The organism is Nostoc sp. (genome assembly GCF_036917615.1).
GTDB lineage: Bacteria > Cyanobacteriota > Cyanobacteriia > Cyanobacteriales > Nostocaceae > Nostoc.
Genome location: NZ_JBALCZ010000088.1, coordinates 14,216 through 34,870, shown reverse-complemented (window position 1 = coordinate 34,870; position 20,655 = coordinate 14,216). Strand labels below are relative to the sequence as shown.

Annotated in this window: 24 protein-coding genes and 1 pseudogene; 13 read left to right on the top strand and 12 right to left on the bottom strand. The window is 42.8% G+C overall.

The window, feature by feature from the left end; genetic code table 11:
* The first annotated feature begins 385 nt into the window (after positions 1-385).
* The gene (gene accC / locus V7K85_RS32700; protein WP_334820301.1) at positions 386-1,729 is read left to right on the top strand and encodes an acetyl-CoA carboxylase biotin carboxylase subunit; all 1,344 of its coding nucleotides are present in this window, start codon (positions 386-388) and stop codon (positions 1,727-1,729) included.
* 326 nt (positions 1,730-2,055) lie between these two features.
* On the opposite strand, the gene V7K85_RS32695 is transcribed toward accC, so the two are convergent.
* Entirely contained in the window at positions 2,056-2,349 is a 294-nt protein-coding gene (locus V7K85_RS32695; RefSeq protein WP_229462437.1) for a YggT family protein, read from the bottom strand.
* Between the two features lie 299 nt (positions 2,350-2,648).
* On the opposite strand from V7K85_RS32695, the gene psbX reads away from it, so the two are divergent.
* The 3 genes from psbX to V7K85_RS32680 all read left to right on the top strand — a co-directional run bounded on the left by psbX (position 2,649) and on the right by V7K85_RS32680 (position 4,542).
* The gene (gene psbX, locus V7K85_RS32690; RefSeq protein WP_012412183.1) at positions 2,649-2,768 is read left to right on the top strand and encodes a photosystem II reaction center X protein; all 120 of its coding nucleotides are present in this window, start codon (positions 2,649-2,651) and stop codon (positions 2,766-2,768) included.
* Positions 2,769-3,019: 251 nt separating this feature from the next.
* The gene (locus V7K85_RS32685; protein WP_334820299.1) at positions 3,020-3,934 is read left to right on the top strand and encodes a Ycf66 family protein; all 915 of its coding nucleotides are present in this window, start codon (positions 3,020-3,022) and stop codon (positions 3,932-3,934) included.
* A 47-nt stretch (positions 3,935-3,981) separates the two neighbouring features.
* Positions 3,982-4,542 (top strand): TolB family protein, encoded by a 561-nt coding sequence (locus tag V7K85_RS32680; RefSeq protein WP_334820297.1) that lies wholly within the window; start codon positions 3,982-3,984, stop codon positions 4,540-4,542.
* Between the two features lie 378 nt (positions 4,543-4,920).
* Here V7K85_RS32680 and V7K85_RS32675 read toward each other — a convergent pair whose 3' ends face one another.
* Together V7K85_RS32675 and V7K85_RS32670 are read right to left on the bottom strand one after the other, a co-directional pair.
* A complete protein-coding gene (locus tag V7K85_RS32675; RefSeq protein WP_334820295.1) occupies positions 4,921-5,310 on the bottom strand; it encodes a hypothetical protein in 390 nt (129 codons plus the stop codon).
* 274 nt (positions 5,311-5,584) lie between these two features.
* Positions 5,585-5,764 (bottom strand): DUF6887 family protein, encoded by a 180-nt coding sequence (locus tag V7K85_RS32670; RefSeq protein ID WP_334820293.1) that lies wholly within the window; start codon positions 5,762-5,764, stop codon positions 5,585-5,587.
* A gap of 19 nt (positions 5,765-5,783) precedes the next feature.
* Here V7K85_RS32670 and V7K85_RS32665 point away from each other — a divergent pair, with 19 nt between their 5' ends.
* Entirely contained in the window at positions 5,784-6,308 is a 525-nt protein-coding gene (locus V7K85_RS32665) for a TolB family protein (protein WP_334820291.1), read from the top strand.
* Between the two features lie 65 nt (positions 6,309-6,373).
* Here the strand turns inward: V7K85_RS32665 and V7K85_RS32660 are convergent, their stop codons facing one another.
* Both V7K85_RS32660 and V7K85_RS32655 read right to left on the bottom strand, forming a co-directional pair.
* The gene (locus V7K85_RS32660; RefSeq protein ID WP_334820331.1) at positions 6,374-7,378 is read right to left on the bottom strand and encodes a succinate dehydrogenase/fumarate reductase iron-sulfur subunit; all 1,005 of its coding nucleotides are present in this window, start codon (positions 7,376-7,378) and stop codon (positions 6,374-6,376) included.
* Between the two features lie 1,146 nt (positions 7,379-8,524).
* Positions 8,525-8,701, bottom strand: a complete 177-nt coding sequence (locus V7K85_RS32655; RefSeq protein ID WP_334820289.1) for a hypothetical protein — start codon at positions 8,699-8,701, stop codon at positions 8,525-8,527.
* A 149-nt stretch (positions 8,702-8,850) separates the two neighbouring features.
* Between V7K85_RS32655 and V7K85_RS32650 the strand changes: the two genes are divergently transcribed.
* From V7K85_RS32650 to V7K85_RS32640, 3 genes and pseudogenes are all read left to right on the top strand, one after another.
* Positions 8,851-9,288 carry an AbrB family transcriptional regulator gene (locus tag V7K85_RS32650; protein WP_334820287.1) on the top strand — a complete coding sequence of 146 codons (438 nt, stop codon included), beginning with the start codon at positions 8,851-8,853 and terminating at the stop codon, positions 9,286-9,288.
* Positions 9,289-9,473: 185 nt separating this feature from the next.
* Positions 9,474-10,343, top strand: coding sequence for a CPBP family intramembrane glutamic endopeptidase (locus V7K85_RS32645; RefSeq protein ID WP_334820285.1), 870 nt, complete (start codon positions 9,474-9,476; stop codon positions 10,341-10,343).
* Positions 10,344-10,596: 253 nt separating this feature from the next.
* Positions 10,597-11,164, top strand: a pseudogene (locus tag V7K85_RS32640) (hypothetical protein).
* Between the two features lie 127 nt (positions 11,165-11,291).
* On the opposite strand, the gene V7K85_RS32635 reads toward V7K85_RS32640, so the two are convergent.
* The 4 genes from V7K85_RS32635 to V7K85_RS32620 all read right to left on the bottom strand — a co-directional run bounded on the left by V7K85_RS32635 (position 11,292) and on the right by V7K85_RS32620 (position 14,440).
* Positions 11,292-12,413 (bottom strand): geranylgeranyl reductase family protein, encoded by a 1,122-nt coding sequence (locus V7K85_RS32635; RefSeq protein WP_334820283.1) that lies wholly within the window; start codon positions 12,411-12,413, stop codon positions 11,292-11,294.
* A gap of 137 nt (positions 12,414-12,550) precedes the next feature.
* Complete coding sequence (gene frr / locus V7K85_RS32630) at positions 12,551-13,099, bottom strand: ribosome recycling factor (protein ID WP_334820281.1); 549 nt, start codon at positions 13,097-13,099, stop codon at positions 12,551-12,553.
* Positions 13,086-13,814 carry a UMP kinase gene (gene pyrH, locus V7K85_RS32625; protein ID WP_334820279.1) on the bottom strand — a complete coding sequence of 243 codons (729 nt, stop codon included), beginning with the start codon at positions 13,812-13,814 and terminating at the stop codon, positions 13,086-13,088. Before pyrH ends, frr begins: the two co-directional genes overlap by 14 nt.
* Before the next feature lie 71 nt (positions 13,815-13,885).
* The gene (locus V7K85_RS32620) at positions 13,886-14,440 is read right to left on the bottom strand and encodes a thioredoxin family protein (protein WP_334820278.1); all 555 of its coding nucleotides are present in this window, start codon (positions 14,438-14,440) and stop codon (positions 13,886-13,888) included.
* 565 nt (positions 14,441-15,005) lie between these two features.
* On the opposite strand from V7K85_RS32620, the gene V7K85_RS32615 reads away from it, so the two are divergent.
* Positions 15,006-15,905, top strand: a complete 900-nt coding sequence (locus tag V7K85_RS32615) for an alpha/beta fold hydrolase (protein WP_334820277.1) — start codon at positions 15,006-15,008, stop codon at positions 15,903-15,905.
* 229 nt (positions 15,906-16,134) lie between these two features.
* Here V7K85_RS32615 and V7K85_RS32610 read toward each other — a convergent pair whose 3' ends face one another.
* On the bottom strand, positions 16,135-16,674 hold the full coding sequence (locus V7K85_RS32610) for a pentapeptide repeat-containing protein (protein WP_334820276.1): 540 nt from the start codon (positions 16,672-16,674) through the stop codon (positions 16,135-16,137).
* Positions 16,675-16,784: 110 nt separating this feature from the next.
* Entirely contained in the window at positions 16,785-16,973 is a 189-nt protein-coding gene (locus V7K85_RS32605) for a hypothetical protein (RefSeq protein ID WP_334820274.1), read from the bottom strand.
* Between the two features lie 126 nt (positions 16,974-17,099).
* Here V7K85_RS32605 and V7K85_RS32600 point away from each other — a divergent pair, with 126 nt between their 5' ends.
* Positions 17,100-17,609 (top strand): hypothetical protein, encoded by a 510-nt coding sequence (locus V7K85_RS32600; RefSeq protein WP_334820272.1) that lies wholly within the window; start codon positions 17,100-17,102, stop codon positions 17,607-17,609.
* A gap of 220 nt (positions 17,610-17,829) precedes the next feature.
* On the opposite strand, the gene V7K85_RS32595 is transcribed toward V7K85_RS32600, so the two are convergent.
* A complete protein-coding gene (locus V7K85_RS32595) occupies positions 17,830-18,531 on the bottom strand; it encodes a diacylglycerol/polyprenol kinase family protein (protein WP_334820270.1) in 702 nt (233 codons plus the stop codon).
* Positions 18,532-18,591: 60 nt separating this feature from the next.
* Between V7K85_RS32595 and yidD the strand changes: the two genes are divergently transcribed.
* From yidD to ychF, 3 genes are all read left to right on the top strand, one after another.
* Positions 18,592-18,828, top strand: a complete 237-nt coding sequence (yidD, locus tag V7K85_RS32590) for a membrane protein insertion efficiency factor YidD (protein WP_334820268.1) — start codon at positions 18,592-18,594, stop codon at positions 18,826-18,828.
* Positions 18,829-19,090: 262 nt separating this feature from the next.
* The gene (locus V7K85_RS32585) at positions 19,091-19,318 is read left to right on the top strand and encodes a hypothetical protein (protein ID WP_334693680.1); all 228 of its coding nucleotides are present in this window, start codon (positions 19,091-19,093) and stop codon (positions 19,316-19,318) included.
* A gap of 45 nt (positions 19,319-19,363) precedes the next feature.
* Positions 19,364-20,455 (top strand): redox-regulated ATPase YchF, encoded by a 1,092-nt coding sequence (ychF, locus tag V7K85_RS32580; protein ID WP_334820266.1) that lies wholly within the window; start codon positions 19,364-19,366, stop codon positions 20,453-20,455.
* Positions 20,456-20,655: the final 200 nt, after the last annotated feature.

Below are 20,655 nucleotides of genomic sequence, written 5' to 3'. Positions count from 1 at the left end.
AAGTTATGTTTATCAAAATTATCAAAAATATAAATTTCCTCAAGGCGGTATCAGACTGACAGAAATCTAGCATCTGCACAAGTGATATTAAAAAGGGTAGAGCTAGTGTGTTAGGCAGGGTGCTCCCGGCGTAACCGCCTGCCGTAGGCGATGTCTACGACGGGCTACGCTTACGCAAAAGCCCAGTTTGGTAAGCTAGCCAAGACTTACAGCAGCAATGTTGTTAGTGTAGTAAGACCTGTAGAGGCAGCAAGCCTGCAATCTTAAGTTTGCTTAAAATCGGGGTGGCGAATCGACTGTGATAATTTGAAATAATGCGAAAACGTTGTTTCAAGTTGGATCAGAGAAAATGTCAATCTACTGGTAATGATATCGAAACTAAAAAATGAAGTTTGACAAAATATTAATTGCCAATCGGGGAGAAATCGCCCTTCGCATTCTCCGCGCCTGTGAAGAAATGGGGATTGCCACAGTTGCGGTTCACTCCACCGTTGACCGGAATGCTCTCCATGTCCAACTTGCTGATGAAGCGGTTTGCATTGGCGAACCTGCCAGCAGTAAAAGTTATTTGAATATTCCCAATATTATTGCTGCCGCCCTAACGCGCAATGCGACAGCCATTCATCCAGGTTATGGCTTTTTAGCAGAAAATGCCCGGTTTGCGGAAATCTGTGCCGACCATCATATTGCTTTTATCGGCCCAACTCCAGAAGCTATCAAGCTGATGGGGGATAAATCCACTGCCAAAGAAACCATGCAAAAAGCTGGAGTCCCGACAGTACCAGGTACTGAGGGGTTAGTAGAATCTGAGGAAGAAGGATTAAGATTCGCCAAGGATATCGGCTATCCAGTGATGATCAAAGCTACAGCTGGTGGTGGTGGACGGGGTATGCGCCTAGTTCGTTCTGAAGATGAATTTGTCAAACTTTTCCTGGCGGCCCAAGGGGAAGCAGGAGCAGCTTTTGGGAATTCTGGCGTTTACATAGAAAAATTTATTGAACGTCCCCGCCACATCGAATTTCAAATTTTGGCGGATAACTACGGTAATGTCATCCACTTGGGCGAACGGGATTGCTCAATTCAGCGCCGGAACCAAAAGCTACTAGAAGAAGCACCAAGTCCAGCTCTCGATCAAGGCCTGCGTGAGAAAATGGGACAAGCTGCTGTCAAAGCTGCCCAATTCATTAATTACAGTGGGGCGGGTACTATCGAGTTTCTCTTAGACAGATCTGGTAAATTCTACTTTATGGAAATGAACACCCGGATTCAAGTAGAACATCCTGTAACAGAGATGATTACTGGAATAGACTTGGTTGCCGAACAAATTCGGATTGCTCAAGGGGAAAGACTCAAGCTTACCCAAGAGCAAGTAGTCTTGCGGGGTCATGCGATCGAATGCCGGATCAACGCTGAAGACCCAGATCATGACTTTCGCCCTTCTCCTGGACGGATCAGTGGCTATCTTCCCCCTGGAGGGCCTGGTGTTCGGATTGATTCCCACGTTTACACAGATTACCAAATCCCGCCCTATTACGATTCCTTGATCGGCAAGTTGATTGTTTGGGCCCCAGACCGATCCACTGCTATTAACCGCATGAAACGCGCACTCCGGGAATGTGCCATTACTGGACTACCCACCACTATTGGGTTTCATCAAAAAATTATGGAAACTCCACAGTTTTTGCAGGGTAATGTCTATACAAATTTTGTGCAAGAAATGAACGGTTAAGGGAGTGGAAAGTGGAAAGTGGGAAGTAGGGGGAGCAGGGGAGCAGGGGGAGCAGGGGGGAAATAACCAATGCCCTATGCCCTATGCCTCCTCAATTTTGGATTTGCGTTAGCGAGTCAGACGCTACGCACAGTTGCTCTAAGCGTACCCCTTCGGGGAAGCAAGCTACGCGTAGCGTCTCTAAGAGTTGCCATGCCGTTGGCGCAGCCTCTCCAAGAGTTGGCTTTATGCTGCGCTATCAAGCGTCTTTTAGATTTTAGATGTTCAATCCAAAATCCAAAATCCAAAATCCAAAATCTAAAATTCTTCTGACCCATGCCCCATCCCTAATTCACACGAGATAGCATAGTCAGCAATCCTTGCTGACCTAGCAGGATTTCTCGCAGCAGGCTGAAGATACCAACCCAAATAATAGGTGTAATGTCCACCCCGCCTATAGGTTGGACTAGCTTTCGCAATGGCACTAAAAATGGTTCAGTAGGCCAAGCTATTAAATTAAAGGGCAAACGATTCAGATCCACTTGCGGATACCAAGTGAGAATGATCCGGAATATAAATAAAAATGTCATCAGCCCTAACACAGGGCCCAAAATCCAAGCAGTCAGGTCAACACCAGTCATCGGTTTAAGCTACTATCTATCTGTAAAGAAAGAAAAAACTTAGGCAACGGTAAGCCCTTCGGCTGACGCTCCTGCGTCGCGATCGCCACAAAATTTTAAGCTTTGTAAAGCACTCTCATGATCATTTTAACCAAATGCTGTCACTTTCTTCTGAAATAGAAAAGCGAACTCGCTCACGCGGTTAACTCAACAATTGGTGAAAGCAGTTACCAAGTTTAGCAGTTCAGACTTAGAGGCTTCTCAAGAAAGTAATACACTATTAAAATTAGGATGAAGTGTGTAAAAAAAGGTTGAGAAGTATGACGCCTTCTTTAGCAAATTTTCTTTGGAGTCTGCTATGGGGTACTGCAATTGTTGTAATCCCCGTTACAGTTGGTCTAATTTTCATTAGCCAAAAAGATAAAATTCAGCGTTCATAATGCTTATGAGAGTTAATTCAACTCTCATAATCGATTGTCTCTCAGCTATCTACATTAATTGCACCAAAAGTAGCAGTTTCTGCTGCTGGTGGCAGTTGTAGATGACAGACATAGGTGTTTTTACTTTTCGGTGAACAGCTTCAGAGCTTCTTTGCCAGAGGCTTTGAAGCTTCAATATTTATCGTGCCTAACTTAGAGTAGTGATTTTAATTGTGACTCGCTAACATAGATTTGATATTGGGAAAACAGCAATGATAAATTTTGGGCTGAACTCAGCCAGTTTTCTGGCTCAGGTAAATTTTGGGGCAAATTCAGCCAGTATTCTAGGAATTTTCCTGGCTGTGGCTGGGGCAGCACTGTATTTTCTCCGCACTGTGCGTCCGGAATTGTCACGGGATCAAGATATCTTTTTTGCGGCAGTCGGCTTGCTCTGCGGCTTTATTCTCATCTTTCAAGGATGGCGGCTAGACCCAATTCTACAATTTGGTCAACTGCTTTTAGTTGGCACAACTGTATTTTTTGCAGTTGAAAGTATTCGCCTGCGGAGTATAGCTACCCAGCAAGCAAAGCGCAACACTCCGATTGTGGACGAAGATCGACCGGTTAGCGATCGCTATTCATACAATGATCGCAGAAAGTATGAAGCTGAGATGGATGCAAACTTAGATCCATTGCCTTATGAAGACGAGGAGGAGCGCCCCGTGCGTCCCCGGATTCAGGGTAGCAGGGATAAGATTTCAACTCGTGATGACTACTATCAGGAGCAACCCCCCCGTCGTACAGAACGCCGTAACAGTAGCAGTAGTGAAAGACAGGCTCCAGCTGATAAAACGCGGCGGCGGACTTCTGGGCGTCCTGTGAATCGCCCTTCTGAAAGCTCTAAAGAAGAGAATTGGGGTTCTTCATCTAGGGAAGTTGATGATTGGGAAAGTTCGGGAGGGGAAGTCAGAAAACCATCTCGCCGTAGTAATAATGGGTCTGGGCGTCCAGAAAGTCCTGAAGATGATGTCGCTCCCAGACCAAGAAGGCGTCGTCCACCCACTGACTCGGCTCCTAGAAGAGGGCGCGAAGATGATGAGGCGATCCCAACTGATTATGTACCATACAACCCAGTAGAAAAGCCAAATGAGGAGCCAGATAATTCGACCGATTTTGACGATGTTTAAAACAGTTAGCGTGGAAGTAGGTTTAGAGGCGACGGAAAACAGTTGAGGTGGAAAAATTTACGCCCATATTTTGGCTCCAAAGACCAATTCATTGGAGCCTGGTTTTTGGTTTAACAAGTTTGCTTGCATCTTGTGGTTCTAACGATATTCCCATAGGGCCTACTTCCCTCAACAGTCGCTACACCGAGGAGCAACCTGCTTTGAGTGGAAATGGGCGCTTTTTAGCGTTTGTATCTAATCGGAATGGTAATCAGCAGCTACTGGTTTTCGATTTGGAGAGGCAACTGTTTATTGGCACACCGGGGATAAACCGACAGGAGACAATTGCTGAAAGTCCTAGCTTGAGCTACACCGGGCGTTATATTGCTTATCTTACTAGTGACCAAGGTAGACCAGTGGTGGCACTTTACGATCGCGCTACACAACAGTCGCAAATCGTCACACCAACTTATCGCGGCTGGGTCAGAAAACCAAATATCAGCCCAGATGGACGTTATGTTGTCTTTGAAACCGCCACCCGTGGTCAATGGGATATTGAAGTCCTAGACCGGGGGCCAAATATTGAGTTAGATATTCCTAATGGTGCAACTGTAGGTTCACCTCCGTAGGCAGTATTTCACAAGTTCGTAGCGTTATTAAATCTTGCAAAGTTTACTAGTCGGTCACTCAATTCCTCACGGATTTATGAAATACTTTACTTAGTAACCACGTATGGAGAGGTGCGACACCTAGTTATTGAAGATAATATGAGTTTACAAAATACCGATGTCATAAAGTTTTCACTTTAGGTTGTCGTGTTCTTAAATACAAGAATTGAATTGCAGATAATTTTTTCTTGGAATCCAAACAAACAGCGATCGCACTCAACCACCTAAAACAAAACCCCACAGCTAGAGACGCGCTACGGGGTTTAATTTGCGGTTGTGGGGGAATGGGTGTTTGATTGGATGTGACGGGAATGGCACTAAAAAAACATGAAACTCTTTCTACTTAGAGCCAAAAAAACTATATTCTCCAGGGCTGTAAAAATAGTCAGCAAATAAGCCGCCTATCCTAACTGTACTTGCATCTGCGGAAACATTAGCGCTGTAAACTTGAAGGATATTACCATACTGTTGTCGTATAAAGTTGATGCGACCACTGTAGGGACAGTAAAAACCTTTTATTATAGGATCGCCAAATATACTGCCTGATATTGCTCTACAGTTGCCTGTTGCATCTTGATTTGTAATACTCAGAATTCCAGTAGAATTATTAGCATTGACACTCCAGTTTCCTACCACACTGGTTGGCCAACCATCTGCAAAAGCAGCTTGAGAAAACACGATAGGACTCAAGCCTATCAAACCCAATAATAAAGTAGGAATTAGTTTCATAAAAATTATCTCCAAAAATTAAGTCAAAGATTTTATAGACATAATATTAGATGAGGTAAACTACTTATAATTAAGTTTTGAAAAGCCTACTGAATATAGTGTTTTAACGAATTAAAATCTTTAGATAGTTATATAGTCATTTAATTTTAGTTTCTAGCGATCATACTCAACCACCAAAACAAAACCCCGTCCTATATGATGCGCTACAGGGTAAAAATTGGGATATTGGAGGAATGTTAATCGGGTGTGACGGGGTTAGAGCAGGTTAGGGTGTTTATTCCCCTTGTATTCTTTTCCTAAATTCAATTAGGGCTTGTTCCTCTGTACTAACTACAACGCGGTTAGGTTTTGCCCTCATAATTGTTAAATAATGTTGAAAAGCCTCCTCATCATCTGGATGTGTCTTTACATAAGTTCTCAGTTCGGCTTCGCTTAATTGTTGATAGTTACTCATTTGACTAATGACTAATTAGATGAAACGTATTTTTTTTATACCTGTATTTTTCTGCTTAAGTTTATTGACTGGGTGTTTTGGCTACCCTCGCATTTTGAGTTATCCCTTTGATCCGGGGGGTCGGAGTCTCAACAGTTTAGCATCAGAATTAAATCCCCAAATTTCTGGGAGATACATTGTTTTTATTACTGACCGACGCGGTAGCCAAGATGTTTATATGTTTGATACGGTGACTCGTGATTTGGTTGATTTGCCAGGTTTAAACTCCTTTGATGCGATCGCAACTCATCCTAGCGTTTCACAAGATGGTCGTTATATTGTGTTTGGTGCTAGTCGTCAGGGGCGATCGGCTATTTTTCTCTACGACCGGGAAACACGCCAATCACGGAATTTGACTAATAATCTGCAAGCGGAAGTCCGCAACCCTACAATTAGCGCTGATGGTAGCAGGATTGCTTTTGAATCGAGTAACAACGGGCAATGGGATGTTTTAGTATATGACCGTTATGGACAACCGTTAAATATCCCTCAGGAACCGCGTTGAAATAGAGTTATGAGTTAGGAGTTATGAGTTAGGAGTTAAAATTCCTCACTTTTAACTCCTCACTTCTAACTTTCGTTTTCTACTTGTTGCACAGATTCAATGAGCGATCGCACTTGTTGCGTCCCTTCTGAAGGTTCAAATGACATGGGAAACTTACCCCGGAGGATCATCCGCAAACCGAGGGGTGCAAGACTGAGTAATCCTTTTAAATCCCGAAAGTAGTTACCGACAACTTGTAAACCAAATTGACGTTCATCAATCCAACCACCTTCTTTAACTAAATCCACCAACACTTTCCGGTGACGAAGTGAGCGACTATCGCAGGCTTGTTTCTGGGTGAGAATTTCTTGTTTAATTTTGGTGATTTGTTCTAAGGGTGCAACATCCATTGGACAAACTGAATCGCAGTATAAACAACGGGTGCAACCCCATACGCCTTTAGTACCTTCGTTGTAGCTTTCTAAACGATTTTGAGTGTCGCGATCGCGGGAGTCTGCTACCATCCGGTAAGCTTTGGCAAGGGCATGGGGGCCAACAAAGTCTGGATTAACTTCACGGGCGTTACATTCAGAGTAACAAGCACCGCACATAATACAGTTGCCAGTTTGATCGAGCCGCGATCGCTCTTGTGGTGTTTGCAAAAACTCTCTTTCTGGTACTTGTCGTGCTGCCGTACTCACATAAGGAGCAACTGCCTCAAGATTATTCCAGAAACTGCTCATATCTACAACCAAATCTTTAATCACGGGCATATTGCCGAGAGGGGCGATCGTGATTTCAGCAATGGCATTTACTTTACTTTGGGATGATGGTATTTGTTGTAATCTGGCAAGTTCACTGCCAACATTTTCCTTACAAGCTAAAGCCGAACGCCCATTAATTCGCATAGCACAGCTACCACAAATGGTATTGCGGCAATTTTTGCGAAAGGCCAAAGTTCCATCTTGCTCCCACTTAATATGATTGAGGCAATCCAAGATTGTATTACCTGCTTGAGTCTCTACAAGGTAGGTTTGCACAACAGGGGAGGAATTTTGTTGCTGTCGAATGACCTTAAAAATAACTTCCATGACCACTAACCAAAATTTTAAAATTGCTTCACCAGTCTTAACAATCATGCATCAAGGCAGGTAGTTGCGAAAAGTGAGCTATACTTTTTTTGCCCTTAATTCAAATCCTGGTGTTAATAGGCTGACGATGAAAGAGCGACTGATTCTAGTTTAAGGATAACGATTAAAACTTTACTTGTAGCAGCGCTGTAGGCAAGATTTGTGTCAAATTCTGAGTTAAAACGCCAAAAATGTAATCCCAGCTTTGCATTGAATTTATCTGTTTGGGAATGTAAAGGAAAGGGGGTTTGCTTAGAAAGGGACTTAAGTTCATCTTTGACTTAGCGATCATATCCAAATTAAATGCATGTCAGGTTAGCAATACGTCTTGATGTCAACTTGAGTCAAGCAGTCCTGACTGGAAAATTCCGCCTTCGCTACGGCTTGACGGAATTTTTTGATTATATAGAAGTGTAAAAGCAGATGTTTAATATATAGTAGTGGCAATCAAGCGCTAGGCAGATGTTAAGAGATTTATTCTTCCCCTAGACAGACGTACAAAATCCTCTGACTGCTTTTGAGCTTATGGTAATAAACCGAGGAAAAATCCTCACCACTTTTAAATAAAAGTTCTTGCACTGGGAATCCCGGATGCGGGAGACTTTTAGATTTTTGCCTCCTCTCAATCAAGAAAATCTTGGATTTAACTCATTGGTCAAAACTGCTCGTCTAAATTAGATAAATTTTTATAAAAGCCATGGAGCAATACTCACGCTTGCAATAAAGGGTTAGGAAAATAGTCACTGCTTTTTCCAAGCTTTAAGTCCAGGAATTTAAATAAAAATTTACCAGCAACTTTAATTCAAAATTAAACAACTATTTTGCTATTATTAGTCCATGCTAGTATTTGATATAAAATTACGAAGTGACAAAACCAGAATCAATAGCCGTATCAGCGCGGCTACTACTGCTTTGTTGATTCGTAATGTAGAGACAAGAAAATTCACGTCTCTACTGGCAGGACAAAAGGGCGTATGCCCATAGGACTCTATTGAAATACTATGCTGTCCAAAGCTTGAGAGGACGAGTAGAGAAAACTTTACTTGCTCATTGGTCAGAAAGGCAAGCACTGAAAGTGAAAAACCTGCAATTTATTGGGTCTACGACTTATTTGTAGTAGAACCTACCCAATTTGTAAAGGTGGCTGAAAGTTACACCGCTACAGTAGCGCCAAAGGAGAAAATAGTTTTCTTTCTGATGGCGAATAATGGTTAAAAGTGCCGTAACATCGCCAAAATTAATGTCTGTGGCAACTATGGCCTCTAGTTGGTTGTGGACAACCATATATAGAAGTGCTTTTGGCTCCTATCGGTAGGAATTCACCCGTTACACTAGAGTCCTAAGTAGCTCTATGCAAATGCTAATAAAGACAAATGCTGGCATGAGACTACATCGTTTATCAGTTTGGAGAGAGTAAGGAAAATTTGAGCATAATGACTGAAACTGCAACCGCGCCATTAACCGGAAAAGCACTACTTGCTAAAGTAAAAGAACTTTCCACTTTACCACGCCGAGAAAGAGCTAAACAGTGCGGCTATTACACTGTTACTAAGAATAACCAGGTTCGTGTCAATCTTACCGATTTTTATGACGCTTTGCTATCGGCTAGAGGAATTCCTCTAAGTCCAGAAGCACCTAAAGATGGTCGGGGTCGTGAACCGACATATCGGGTTAGTGTCCATCAAAATGGTCAGATTGTGATTGGTGCTACATATACCAAAGCAATGGGCTTAAAACCTGGAGATGAGTTTGAAATTAGGCTGGGTTACAAGCATATTCACCTGATTCAACTTGGTGAAAGCGATAAAAAACTAACCTCACAAGATGTAGACTCCGACGAATCGGATGAAGATTTGGAAGAGGAAGAGTAAATTTGCTGATGGTAGGGATAAGTTTCAGGTGATGATAACTTGTCCTTACCCCAATAGCAAATTGGTAGCTCTATTGAGATAATTTTGTCACAAGTAAAAAATACGATTAGACCCCTTGCAGAAGTCACCAAAATTAGTAGAGTCTTGATTAATCAGCAAGAAATCTATAGTGCAAGAAGTCTATCGTGTTTTTTTTGTTTATTTTGATAACTTTCTTTGAGCCTTCGGTCAACGCCTTACAGACGTTTATGGAAAATGCACCAGCACTAGTTGTAGTGATGGCATTTTTTATTATCTGGATAGTTTGCTGGTTGCCAGTCGCAACAGTATCAGCAATATTGCTCAATTGGCAACCTCCCAAACCTTTGCAGCCAGAGCAAAAAATGCCATTATTGGCGTCACTCTACCTATTAGCTCCCCTGATTCTATGGGGAGTTAATTGGCTAACCAATAAATCTTTTTCGGATTATGGCTTTATTGGGAATCTTTCAACTCTTGGTTCTTTAGCACTAGGTTTCGGTTTGGGAGTGGTGAGCCTAGCGATTGTATTTAGTGGGCAATTCGGGTTAGGTTGGTGTTCTTTTGAAAAGACGGATTTCAAGTTACTACTACCCATCTTGCTACAGATTTTCTTGATAGCGTTATTAGTGGGTGGGATAGAAGAGTTAGTTTTTCGCGGTTTCCTGTTCACTGAATTAGCGCAGGATTATCCAGTTTGGGTAGCAGCAGCAATTTCTAGCTTGATTTTTGCCTTGCTACACCTGGTTTGGGAGCAACGCGAAACTGTACCCCAACTCCCTGGATTGTGGCTGATGGGAATGGTGCTAGTATTGGCACGCTTTGCCTCTAGCGGCAATTTGGGTTTAGCTTGGGGACTGCACGCGGGATGGGTATGGGCGATCGCAACTTTAGATACAGCAGGACTAATTACTTACACAGATAAAGTCTCTGACTGGTTCACAGGTAAGAACAAAAAACCCCTAGCTGGTTTGGCGGGAATTATTTGTGTACTGGGAACTGGAGTGATTATCTGGTTTTTCTCTAGGTATTTTTAATATCGCGTTAAGTAAGTGGGCAAGAATAAATTAAACTATGTTACGCAATGTAAAATGAATTAAATTGGCTGGTAGTAAGCGGCTCGATCCGCTTATTATAAACCTTTAATTATTCACGCCCACTTACTTAATGGAGCGATCAATGTCTTATCGGCCCGGGGAAGCTATGCACAATTAAGATAGAACTGGAGCATGAGTCTATGCATACAGTGATTTTAGTCTCGTTAAAGTCAGAGATGCCTTTGGCTTAACTTTGCAAGAGAGACGTAATCTGTTTCTGACTGTAGGCGGGGTGCAGCCCTCTGACCTGCTAAAGCGGTTGCTGGATGAGAACCTAATTTTAGCGACTGCCATTAACAGCTAAAAAGCTCGTTCTGAATTCTTAATCGCTCCTATTCTGTCTGAGGTAAGGCGACAGTTCAATTATCAGATCAGCTTATTTTCAGGTACAGAGTTCAATATTGATCCTGCTCAAGGACTCTCAGGTTTTTGTGACTTCATCCTCAGTGCATCTGGTGAACAGTATTTTATCAGTGCTCCAGTTGTGATAATAATTGAGCCGAAAAACGAAAATATCATTGCAGGACTGGGGCAATGTGCAGCCACAATGATTGCTGCTCAGATATTTAATCAAAGGGCAGGAAATGAGATTCCAGTCATCTATGGAGTAGTGACAACTGGAACCGCTTGGAAATTCTTAACTTTAGAAGAGAATACTGTTTGCATCGACTCAATTGAATACTATGTTAATGCCGTCGATCAGATTCTGGGAATATATATTGCAGACCTTTGAGAGTTCCTTGTCTAAAACCCTAGTTTAGATAAATGGGAAGTAGATAGGCAAAAATAAAGTAAAAATAGAGCGGCCAGGATGCCCACCCCACAAGAGATGATTAATTTTTCTGGGGTGGGTATCTTACCGGCCCGCTAGAGATTCGTTACCAATCCCTAACCTCCAAAACCAGGGATTAAACGCTTAAGAGCGCGACCAGCAACGTCGCCATAGCGCAGTTCTCCGCACAGAATCTTACCCATGATTTGGGCACCAGAGGGGCGCTTAACACCAACTTTGTAGCCAATGCCTGGAAAGCGATAGAATGCTCCAGCTAATTTTTGCGCCCAAGCCATCTCAGTACCCCATTGTTCATTAATGGCTTCGCTATATTTTTCTAAAGCATTGGTATCACCAGAAAGAGCCTCATTAATGGCTCCTGCGGCAATCAAACCGCTAAAAATTGAAGGGCGAATGCCTTCTGCTGTCATGGGATCAACTACACAAGCAGCTTCTCCAGCCAAAACTGCATTTTGAGTATGCAACTTTTGGTTGCCATCCCACAAGCAAAGAGGATAACCATACTGCTTGCTAGTTTTGATATCGACATTAAACGATCGCGCGTACTCATCTAAAATCTTTTTAAAGTCCTGAGGTTCGCCACCGATAAACGTACCGACGCCAATGGAATAACCGTCCGCCTTCGGGAAGTTCCAGATGTAACCATTTTTCACCAAGCCAAACTCAAAGTGAATTGTGGATTTATCCTTTACAGTTGCGGCAACTTCTGCTTCCAAAGCTCCTGCTAAACGACGTTTACGTTCTTTGAAGCCTAGCCATTTTGCCATTGACCCTTTGGCACCATCAGCCGCAATTAAGTAGCGACCTGTAACTGGCCCATTGGCTGTGTTAACTTGCCAATGGTCACTTTTAAATTCAATACCCGTTACTTCCGTATTATCTCGGAGTTCAGCCCCTTGCTTCTGTGCTTGCTGCACTAGGAAATGGTCAAAAATATCTCGTCGCACCATCCAGACTAGTTCTTTGGTGGCGATTTTTGCTTCCACGGGGTCGCCCAATTTCCAGGTAAAGCGAAGGGAGTCGGCTTTCACAGAAATCGCTGGGCTAAAATCAAAGTCAAACCATTGAGCGATCGCTGGAGATACACCACCGCCACAAGGTTTATATCTTGGCAGGGATTCTTTTTCCAACACTAATACTGAGCGACCTTGCTTGGCTAAATGATATGCAGCTGTTCCACCAGCTGGGCCAGCACCGACGATGATGCAGTCGTACATATGGCTGAATTTTTGCTCCTGAATCAGTTTATTTTCTATTGAGATACTTGATCAATTTTTGTTAAATGCCTAAGAAATGATAAAGGCTGAAGAATTTATCCATCATCCTTCAGCCTTTATGCTTCAGACTTTAGACTTTAAACAGTCGTGATGTCTTTTTCTTTTTCTGCCAACAGTGCGTCTATTTTGGCAGCATACTCGTTTGTGAGTTTTTGCAAGTTATCTTGTTGGTCTTTTGATTCATCTTTGGAGATTTCAGAGGCTTTCTCCTGTTTGCGAATAGCGTCTATGGCATCGCGGCGGATGTTGCGAATAGCAACACGACCCTCTTCAGCATATTTGGATGCCATTTTGACGAATTCTTTACGGCGCTCGCTCGTTAAGGGCGGAATATTCAACCGGATTACAGAACCGTCATTACTGGGTGTTAAACCCACATCTGAGAGGGAAATAGCCTTCTCAACGATGTTTAGGGTGTTGCGCTCGTAGGGTTGAATTAAGATCGTCGTAGCATCCGGCGTGCTAATATTTGCCAGTGATTTCAAGGAAGTAGGCGAACCGTAATAGTCCACTAAGACTTTATCTAATAGACTCGCATTGGCGCGACCAGTGCGAATCGAGTTAAAAGCTCGTTGAGTTGACTCAACGGTTTTTTGCATCGTACTTTCAGCTTCAGCTAATTTCACAAGAACCTCCCACAAGGGTGCCGATGGATTCTCCCAAGACTGCTCGGTGGATGTTACCTCGCACCGTTAGGTCAAATACCAGAATTGGGATATTATTTTCTTTACACAAGGCGATCGCAGTACTATCCATCACCCGCAAATCTTTGGCTAAAACGTGTGCGTAGGTGAGGCTATTGTAACGCTTGGCGTCAGGATAAATATGAGGATCAGCATCATATACTCCGTCTACTTTGGTAGCTTTAAAAATCACTTCAGCATCAATTTCTGCGGCTCTTAATGCCGCAGTGGTGTCTGTTGTAAAGAAGGGATTTCCAGAACCAGCACCAAAAATTACCACCCGTCCTTTTTCAAGATGGCGGATGGCACGACGACGGATATACGGTTCTGCTAATTCTTGCATAGCGATCGCAGTTTGCACCCGCGTCTGTACCCCTATACGTTCCAGCGAATCTTGCAGCGTCATGGCATTCATTACCGTGGCAATCATCCCTATGTAGTCAGCGGTTGCCCTGTCCATCCCCGCCGACGCCGCTTTGACGCCACGAAAAATATTGCCGCCGCCAACAACTATGGCCATTTGAACGCCAGTGGCGATCACCTCTGCTACCTCTTGTGCTATTCCTTTGACCACTTCTGGATCAATGCCATAGCCCATGTTGCCCATTAAGGCTTCACCGCTCAGTTTGAGTAAAACCCGTCGGTAATTCGTTCCCATGAAGTTACGCTTTATCAAAAAAGTTGCAATTGCCTCCAATTTAAGATAGCAGTTACAGGGACTATCTATGTCTAGTTACGCCAAATCAATGTAGTACCTATTGGTTCGGTTTGTGGTATATCTATTTCTTCACCAAGAAACAGAGAAGCGATCGCAGTTCTCAAATAATCCTCTCCCACCGATGATGGGTCTTGCGGATGATTGTCGATTTTACCTTTGTAGCGTACTATACCATTAGTATCTATTAGAAAGGCCATTGGTGTTTTTGTGGCACCAAAACTGCGGGTTACATCTTGGGTCGAGTCCCACAGATAAGGGAAATTTAACTGGTGATGCAGGGCAAAAGCTTTCATATTTTCAAAGCTTGACCTAGTGTCGTGATTACCATCACTACCATTCATCCCAATTAGTGTGAAGCCTTCTGGGGCAAATTCGGCTTGAATGTTTTTTAACCTGTCTAGATACCACTCTACATAAGGACAGTGGTTACACATGGAAATAACGCCCACTGCTCGGAACTTCTCAAGATAACGCCTGAGATGGTGTACTTGATCATCAATTCCTGGCAGTTCAAAATCAGGTGCATAGCTCCCAATGGGAGTATCGATTGTTTCTAGTATATTCATGTTGTCTGGCTCGCAGAACTAGGAACAAGAAAAATGTTGTTAAATTCAGCGTCAGTTTCCAGTTGCAAACCACCCCTTAGCCGATGCCTCATATTCGACAATCTTATAGACTCGCATTAGCTATCGTAAATTGTGAAACTACTGAATCTAGCACTGATGCTAATTCGCTCACATCTAAAAATAGCAAAAATATTACTCACATTATAGAAGTTATGATTTCTAATACTGACATAATCTAAGTTGTGAGTAAATTATCTCTATCAACAATATGAAAACTCTCTATGCTGGATAAAACTATCAGCTTGATGCTAGTGTTATCAGCCTAGTACCGCAAGGCAAAAGTCAAAATTCAAAATTCAAACGTATTATGGAATAGGCTTTTTAGGGATTTTAAATGGTTGCTCTATTTACGCCGTCGCGTACTAAAAGCTTTCATGGTGTATGTCTAAGTTATCACTACCAAGGATTTACTTTGAAAATCTAATAAATTTTATTCAAATTCAAAACAATTTTGCTTGCGCCTTGCTACTGAAAGGCTTTTACCCTTGTATTCATCAAATTTCTCATGACAACCTCAAGTTCAAAAACAGCACTTACCTCTACAAAAACCTGGATTTGGCAAGATTTCACTATCTGCTATCAAACCCAAGGAACCACTGGACCATCTGTTGTCCTCGTGCATGGATTTGGCGCTTCTTGGTGGCATTGGCAGAAAAATATTCCCGCCATAGCACAAAATTGCCGTGTTTATGCAATTGATTTGATTGGTTTTGGCGCTTCCGCAAAACCTCAACCTGGTGAAAAAATTGCCTACACATTAGAAACCTGGGGACAGCAAGTGGCAGATTTTTGCCGCGAAGTAGTGGGTGAGCCAGCTTTTTTAGTCGGAAATTCTATTGGCTGTATTGTAGCCATGCAAGCAGCAGTAAGCAACCCAGATATTGCCTTAGGAGTTGCTTTGCTCAACTGTTCTTTACGGCTGTTGCACGATCGCAAACGGGTAACTTTACCTTGGACTCGTCGTTTCGGAGCGCCTCTACTGCAACGCCTGTTATCTATCAAACCAGTTGGTGAATTCTTTTTCAATCAACTCGCCAAACCGAAAACAGTGCGGAAAATTCTACTGCAAGCCTATGCTAATGCTGAGATGGTGACAGATGAGTTGGTAGATATTCTCACTTCACCAGCAAGCGATCCGGGGGCTGGGGCTGTGTTTCTTGCTTTTACTTCTTATTCTACAGGGCCATTACCAGAAGACCTTTTACCACTATTAGCCTGTCCGGCGATTATCTTGTGGGGAACGGCTGATCCGTGGGAACCAATTAAATTAGGGAGAGAATTAGCTAACTTTCCCCAAGTAGAAAAGTTTATTCCTTTAGAAGGAGTGGGGCATTGTCCGCAGGATGAAGCGCCGGAGTTAGTCAATCCGATTTTACTCGATTGGATTTTGGAGCGATCGCGGTAATAGACAAGGGCAGAATTTTAATGTAATGGGTGCTATTGAATATATTCAAAAAGATTTATTTTTTATTGATTGAGCCGATACGAAAAATTTACTTTCTACCACTTTTTTATACGGATATGATTTCTTCGCTAATATTCCTACGAAAGTTCAAGAAAAAATTGAAGAACGATCTATTGAAGGGATTATAGAAAAACTCAATGCTATCAAGCCTATTATTGAACCTGTTCCCTTACTTGCTGATGGAATCGCAATTTCCAAAGTAGGCACCATGTAGAACAGTACCATCGAACATGATAGTATCCCAGATTACATTCATGCCACTACAGATCCAGTTGCAACGGGCAGGGCCAGCACCTCGGAAATCAGCTTTAATCAAAACGGCATGTTCAAAAGGAGTAAGTATAGCTCCACGGAACACGGCACCAATAGCATTGATATAATACAAAATACTTCCAGTCAAATCGGCATTGGTCAAATTACACCCACACAAATTGACACATTCCAAGTTAGCATCTCTGATAATCGCATTATCCAACCGGGCTTCTATCAGAGAAGCACTAAAGAGATCGGCTTTACTCAGATCGGCTCCCCTCAAATCAGCGAAACTCAAATCGGCTCCACGCAAGTTGATATCCCGCAAGACAGCACCTTTAAGGTCAATATAGTTGCGCCCATATCCTCTTTCTCTAATTACCACAGCCCCAGCGAAGTTTCGTTTACCGGAAGTGTACTTTTTCAATAACTCTTCAGTGGTAATTTCCCAAGCCATGATTTAAGATCCAATTTCTTTTCTAATCTCAAATATAGTGCTACTTTCTCTCTAAGAGGTTCACAAGGACTTTCTTATAGTTCTTGAAGTATTAGTCCAAAAACTTTTAACTACTTCTGCTTATCTTCATCTAGTGCTTTTTGGATAGCTTGGCGACAAAACTCAGGAGGGTCGTCCTTAGCCTTTACCTCTTCCTTCATTTCCTTGGTGACACGAAAGTTCAATTGTTCGGTTAACTTAATCTCCCTATCTGATGGAGCGGGTTCTAGATTCTGAGGGTTCCCTTTAGGATTAGGCATTATTGCGAAAAGTAAATATAGCTTGATTGGAACGTTAACATTCAAATAAAGTTTTAAATCGGTGGTGTTCTCACCTCGTAAATGGTTCACCACCGATACCACTTTTACAAGAGGTAACTCTATTTTATGTTTACAAGGTCAGAACTCGAAATCAAAACCACTGCTGAGTTGAGAGACTTGTGTAGGCGTTACGGACTAAAGCCTACTGGGAACGGAGGGTACAAGATCAGTTGGATTGTTACCATGATGGCATTCCCACAGATAGCACTTGCTCAACTAAGACAAGGAAGAGGGTTGAAGTCCCCAGGCTTTAGCGTTACTCAATTCCTTGAAGGGGTGGTAGATGAGATGAATTCACCCACTGATGAGCAAGCAGCACTGATCAAGCTGACGATGGAAGGTAAAGCTATGAGCTACCCTGACAGATACGACCAAGAGAGCTTGCTTAACTTGCACAAGGCTAAGATGTATCTTGAAATGGCGATCGGACTACTAATACCAGTAAATCAGTTTACGACCTTAACGCACCTAGTCCCCAGCATCCTAAGCCTGGGGATTTTTTTATGTTTATTTCTTTACGTCAAAGTTGTTGGACCACTTTTGAGACAATTAGTCAAAGAGCGATCGTGTCAATAATAAGAGTTTATTCTCAATAATTTCAAGAATAATCTCATTAGCCTTTGGTTATTGCTAAAGATTTAAGCGTCACCGATAGCCTACCCCTACAGAAAAGCAAGCTACGTATAGCGTCTCGTACACAAGGCAGTCCCTTGGGCGTTTCGTAGAGAAGGAATAAGAGTTACAAAGAGTTTTTGCGTAAGTCCTGAACAATTAGGAATGGCGCTCAAGAAGATTATTAACTAAGAACTAAGTTACTTAAAAAGAAGGCAAGGGCTGCACTACCCAAAGGAACTGTCAAATTGTCAATACCCAAAAATGAAACAGCTTCTAAAGCAGTAGCTATAACTGCCACTATCAGCGATATTGCCCAAGTTTGCCAACTGTTTCCTTGAGTTCCAACTAAAATCAAACTACTGACAACATAGCTAACGAGCATCATCGTTAGAGAGCCTTCCCAACTTTTTTCTGTACCAAAAACTTTATACTTATGTTTACCAAAGCGTTGCCCAATCAAGGCTGCTAGTCCATCTCCCCAAGTCATTATCAAAATTCCTAGTGCTGCGTATTGGGGTTGTTGCAAGTACCAGAACCAGGCAACTAAAATACCGAAACTTACGGAGTAAAAAAATGTACCTAAACTTTGGCGGCCAACGCTATTAATACCAGGAAGAATGGGCAATCGGTAGGATAATAAGGTGATTGCACTGGCTAAAATGGAAGCTGTAATCCCTACACTGGCGGGAATATCGAGCCACCAAGCGATTAAAATCACATTCCCAGTGCCAATATGAACTATCTTCCGCACGATTTCTGGCTTGTCGGCGAAGCGGTTTACCACCCATGCAATCAGGAGGATGAGTAATACCCAAATTGCAGCCGACGCAATTTGCAGCCATAAAACCGGAATTGAGGTGAAGTCAGAAAATGTAATTAACAAAGATGCAACAAATGAAAATTTTTACCTCTGTTACTAATTTATAAGATTTGGGTAACTGCAATGAAACTATTATTGATTTGGCTGATTCGGGGCTACCAAATGTTTATCTCGCCGTTGTTTCTCCCGACTTGTCGCTTTCAACCAACTTGTTCGATGTATGCCATTCAAGCCATTGAACGATTTGGAGTGTTGCGTGGTGGGTGGATGGCAACTCGGCGGATTTTGCGCTGTCATCCGTTTCATCCAGGTGGTTACGATCCAGTGCCAGAGGTGGTAGAAAAGGTAAAAGAGCAGTAGTTTAGTACAGCTTTGCGTAAAGTCGTGGTGAATTGAGGGTTGAAATTTAAACGCAGAGGGGAGGCAGCGCGTTGCGGGGGTTCCCCCCGTTGTAGCGACTACCGTCGCGCAGAGGGAAACGCAGACGGACGTAGAGAATTGTAATGACAAGAGCAGTAAATTATTAAAAGAAGTGTTCGTGGGTATAGCCATTTGGGGAGATGTCAACAGATGAGGTTGTCATCTACTTTAGGAAGGTTGAATAATTTAATTTAGACTTACCATGATTAATCCCACTGCGATTTCTATACCCGATCCACAAATTCCTACTCCTGGCCCGAGTCCGCTACCGAGTCCCAATCCGGAACCGAACCCGCTACCGAGTCCCGAACCTGTACCAGGGCCAGCGATTCCCCAACCTTTACCAGGGCCTGTACCAGAACCAGTACCTGCTCCCATTCCTCAAACAGTACCTGCTCCGATTCCCCAAACCATACCGGAACCTGTTTGAATTACCTTGGTAATGTAATCCAAAATCCCAAATCTAAAATCCAAAATGCTAAGAGCCGGAATTGTCGGACTTCCCAACGTCGGAAAATCTACTTTATTTAATGCTGTAGTTGCTAATGCCAAAGCAGAAGCAGCTAACTTCCCTTTTTGCACGATTGAACCGAATGTCGGCGTTGTCGCAGTACCGGATGAACGGTTAAATGTTCTTGCTAAGATTGCCAGTTCGGCACAAATTATCCCGGCGCGGGTGGAATTTGTAGATATTGCCGGTTTAGTTAAAGGTGCAAGTCAGGGTGAGGGACTAGGAAATCAATTCCTGTCCCACATCCGGGAAGTTGATGCGATCGTCCATGTGGTACGTTGTTTTGAAAATGACGATATTATCCACGTTGCTGGTTCTGTTGACCCAGCGCGAGATATTGAAATCATTAATATAGAACTGGGCTTATCAGATTTATCACAAATTGAGCGGCGAATTGACCGCACTCGCAAACAAGCTCGTACCAGCAAAGATGCACAATTTGAAGTCACAGTTTTAGAAAAATTAGCTGCGGCTTTAAATGAAGGTAAATCGGTGCGTCAGGTGAGCTTGAATGAAGAAGAAGCAGAAATTATTAAAGGACTGGAACTGCTCACTTATAAACCAATTATTTACGCCGCTAATGTCTCTGAGGATGAGTTGGCAACTGGTAATCATTTTGTGGAAACAGTGCGGCAAATTGCATCGACAGAAAATGCCCAAGTTGTGATTGTTTCTGCCCAAGTGGAAGCGGAATTAGTGGAATTACCAGATGAAGATAAAGCTGATTTTCTCGCGTCTTTAGGTGTGGAAGAAGGCGGTTTGAAATCATTGATTCGGGCAACTTACATGCTTCTAGGCTTACGGACATATTTTACCTGCGGCCCCAAAGAAACCCGCGCTTGGACAATTAATGCTGGAATGTCTGCACCTCAAGCTGCTGGTGTAATCCACAGTGATTTTGAGCGGGGATTTATTCGCGCCGAAACTGTCGCTTATAAAGATTTGGTGACAACTGGTTCGATGAATGCTGCGAAGGAGAAAGGGTTGGTTCGTAGTGAAGGGAAAGAGTATGTTGTGCAGGAAGGGGATGTAATGTTGTTCCGATTTAATGTGTAGGTGTAATTAATTCGGTGGCCGTTATCAATGAGATAATGGTCAACCTACACTAAATTGCGATCGCCCTCAACACATTGACAAAAATCTCGATATATGCTTGCTACTCCTTAAGGAAGTTGCTAGGCGATCGCAAATAAACCAGTAATCCTCAAAATGATGACAATATATTCTTCATTTAGAAGGAGTAATTATTGCGATTG

What these genes read in the sequence shown, in the direction of transcription:
- accC (WP_334820301.1), top strand. Translation starts at nt 386, where the DNA reads ATGAAGTTTGACAAAATATTAATTGCCAATCGGGGAGAAATCGCCCTT.
- V7K85_RS32695 (WP_229462437.1), bottom strand. Translation starts at nt 2,349, where the DNA reads ATGACTGGTGTTGACCTGACTGCTTGGATTTTGGGCCCTGTGTTAGGG.
- psbX (WP_012412183.1), top strand. Translation starts at nt 2,649, where the DNA reads ATGACGCCTTCTTTAGCAAATTTTCTTTGGAGTCTGCTATGGGGTACT.
- V7K85_RS32685 (WP_334820299.1), top strand. Translation starts at nt 3,020, where the DNA reads ATGATAAATTTTGGGCTGAACTCAGCCAGTTTTCTGGCTCAGGTAAAT.
- V7K85_RS32675 (WP_334820295.1), bottom strand. Translation starts at nt 5,310, where the DNA reads ATGAAACTAATTCCTACTTTATTATTGGGTTTGATAGGCTTGAGTCCT.
- V7K85_RS32670 (WP_334820293.1), bottom strand. Translation starts at nt 5,764, where the DNA reads ATGAGTAACTATCAACAATTAAGCGAAGCCGAACTGAGAACTTATGTA.
- V7K85_RS32665 (WP_334820291.1), top strand. Translation starts at nt 5,784, where the DNA reads ATGAAACGTATTTTTTTTATACCTGTATTTTTCTGCTTAAGTTTATTG.
- V7K85_RS32660 (WP_334820331.1), bottom strand. Translation starts at nt 7,378, where the DNA reads ATGGAAGTTATTTTTAAGGTCATTCGACAGCAACAAAATTCCTCCCCT.
- V7K85_RS32655 (WP_334820289.1), bottom strand. Translation starts at nt 8,701, where the DNA reads ATGGTTGTCCACAACCAACTAGAGGCCATAGTTGCCACAGACATTAAT.
- V7K85_RS32650 (WP_334820287.1), top strand. Translation starts at nt 8,851, where the DNA reads ATGACTGAAACTGCAACCGCGCCATTAACCGGAAAAGCACTACTTGCT.
- V7K85_RS32635 (WP_334820283.1), bottom strand. Translation starts at nt 12,413, where the DNA reads ATGTACGACTGCATCATCGTCGGTGCTGGCCCAGCTGGTGGAACAGCT.
- pyrH (WP_334820279.1), bottom strand. Translation starts at nt 13,814, where the DNA reads ATGGGAACGAATTACCGACGGGTTTTACTCAAACTGAGCGGTGAAGCC.
- V7K85_RS32620 (WP_334820278.1), bottom strand. Translation starts at nt 14,440, where the DNA reads ATGAATATACTAGAAACAATCGATACTCCCATTGGGAGCTATGCACCT.
- V7K85_RS32615 (WP_334820277.1), top strand. Translation starts at nt 15,006, where the DNA reads ATGACAACCTCAAGTTCAAAAACAGCACTTACCTCTACAAAAACCTGG.
- V7K85_RS32610 (WP_334820276.1), bottom strand. Translation starts at nt 16,674, where the DNA reads ATGGCTTGGGAAATTACCACTGAAGAGTTATTGAAAAAGTACACTTCC.
- V7K85_RS32605 (WP_334820274.1), bottom strand. Translation starts at nt 16,973, where the DNA reads ATGCCTAATCCTAAAGGGAACCCTCAGAATCTAGAACCCGCTCCATCA.
- V7K85_RS32600 (WP_334820272.1), top strand. Translation starts at nt 17,100, where the DNA reads ATGTTTACAAGGTCAGAACTCGAAATCAAAACCACTGCTGAGTTGAGA.
- yidD (WP_334820268.1), top strand. Translation starts at nt 18,592, where the DNA reads ATGAAACTATTATTGATTTGGCTGATTCGGGGCTACCAAATGTTTATC.
- V7K85_RS32585 (WP_334693680.1), top strand. Translation starts at nt 19,091, where the DNA reads ATGATTAATCCCACTGCGATTTCTATACCCGATCCACAAATTCCTACT.
- ychF (WP_334820266.1), top strand. Translation starts at nt 19,364, where the DNA reads ATGCTAAGAGCCGGAATTGTCGGACTTCCCAACGTCGGAAAATCTACT.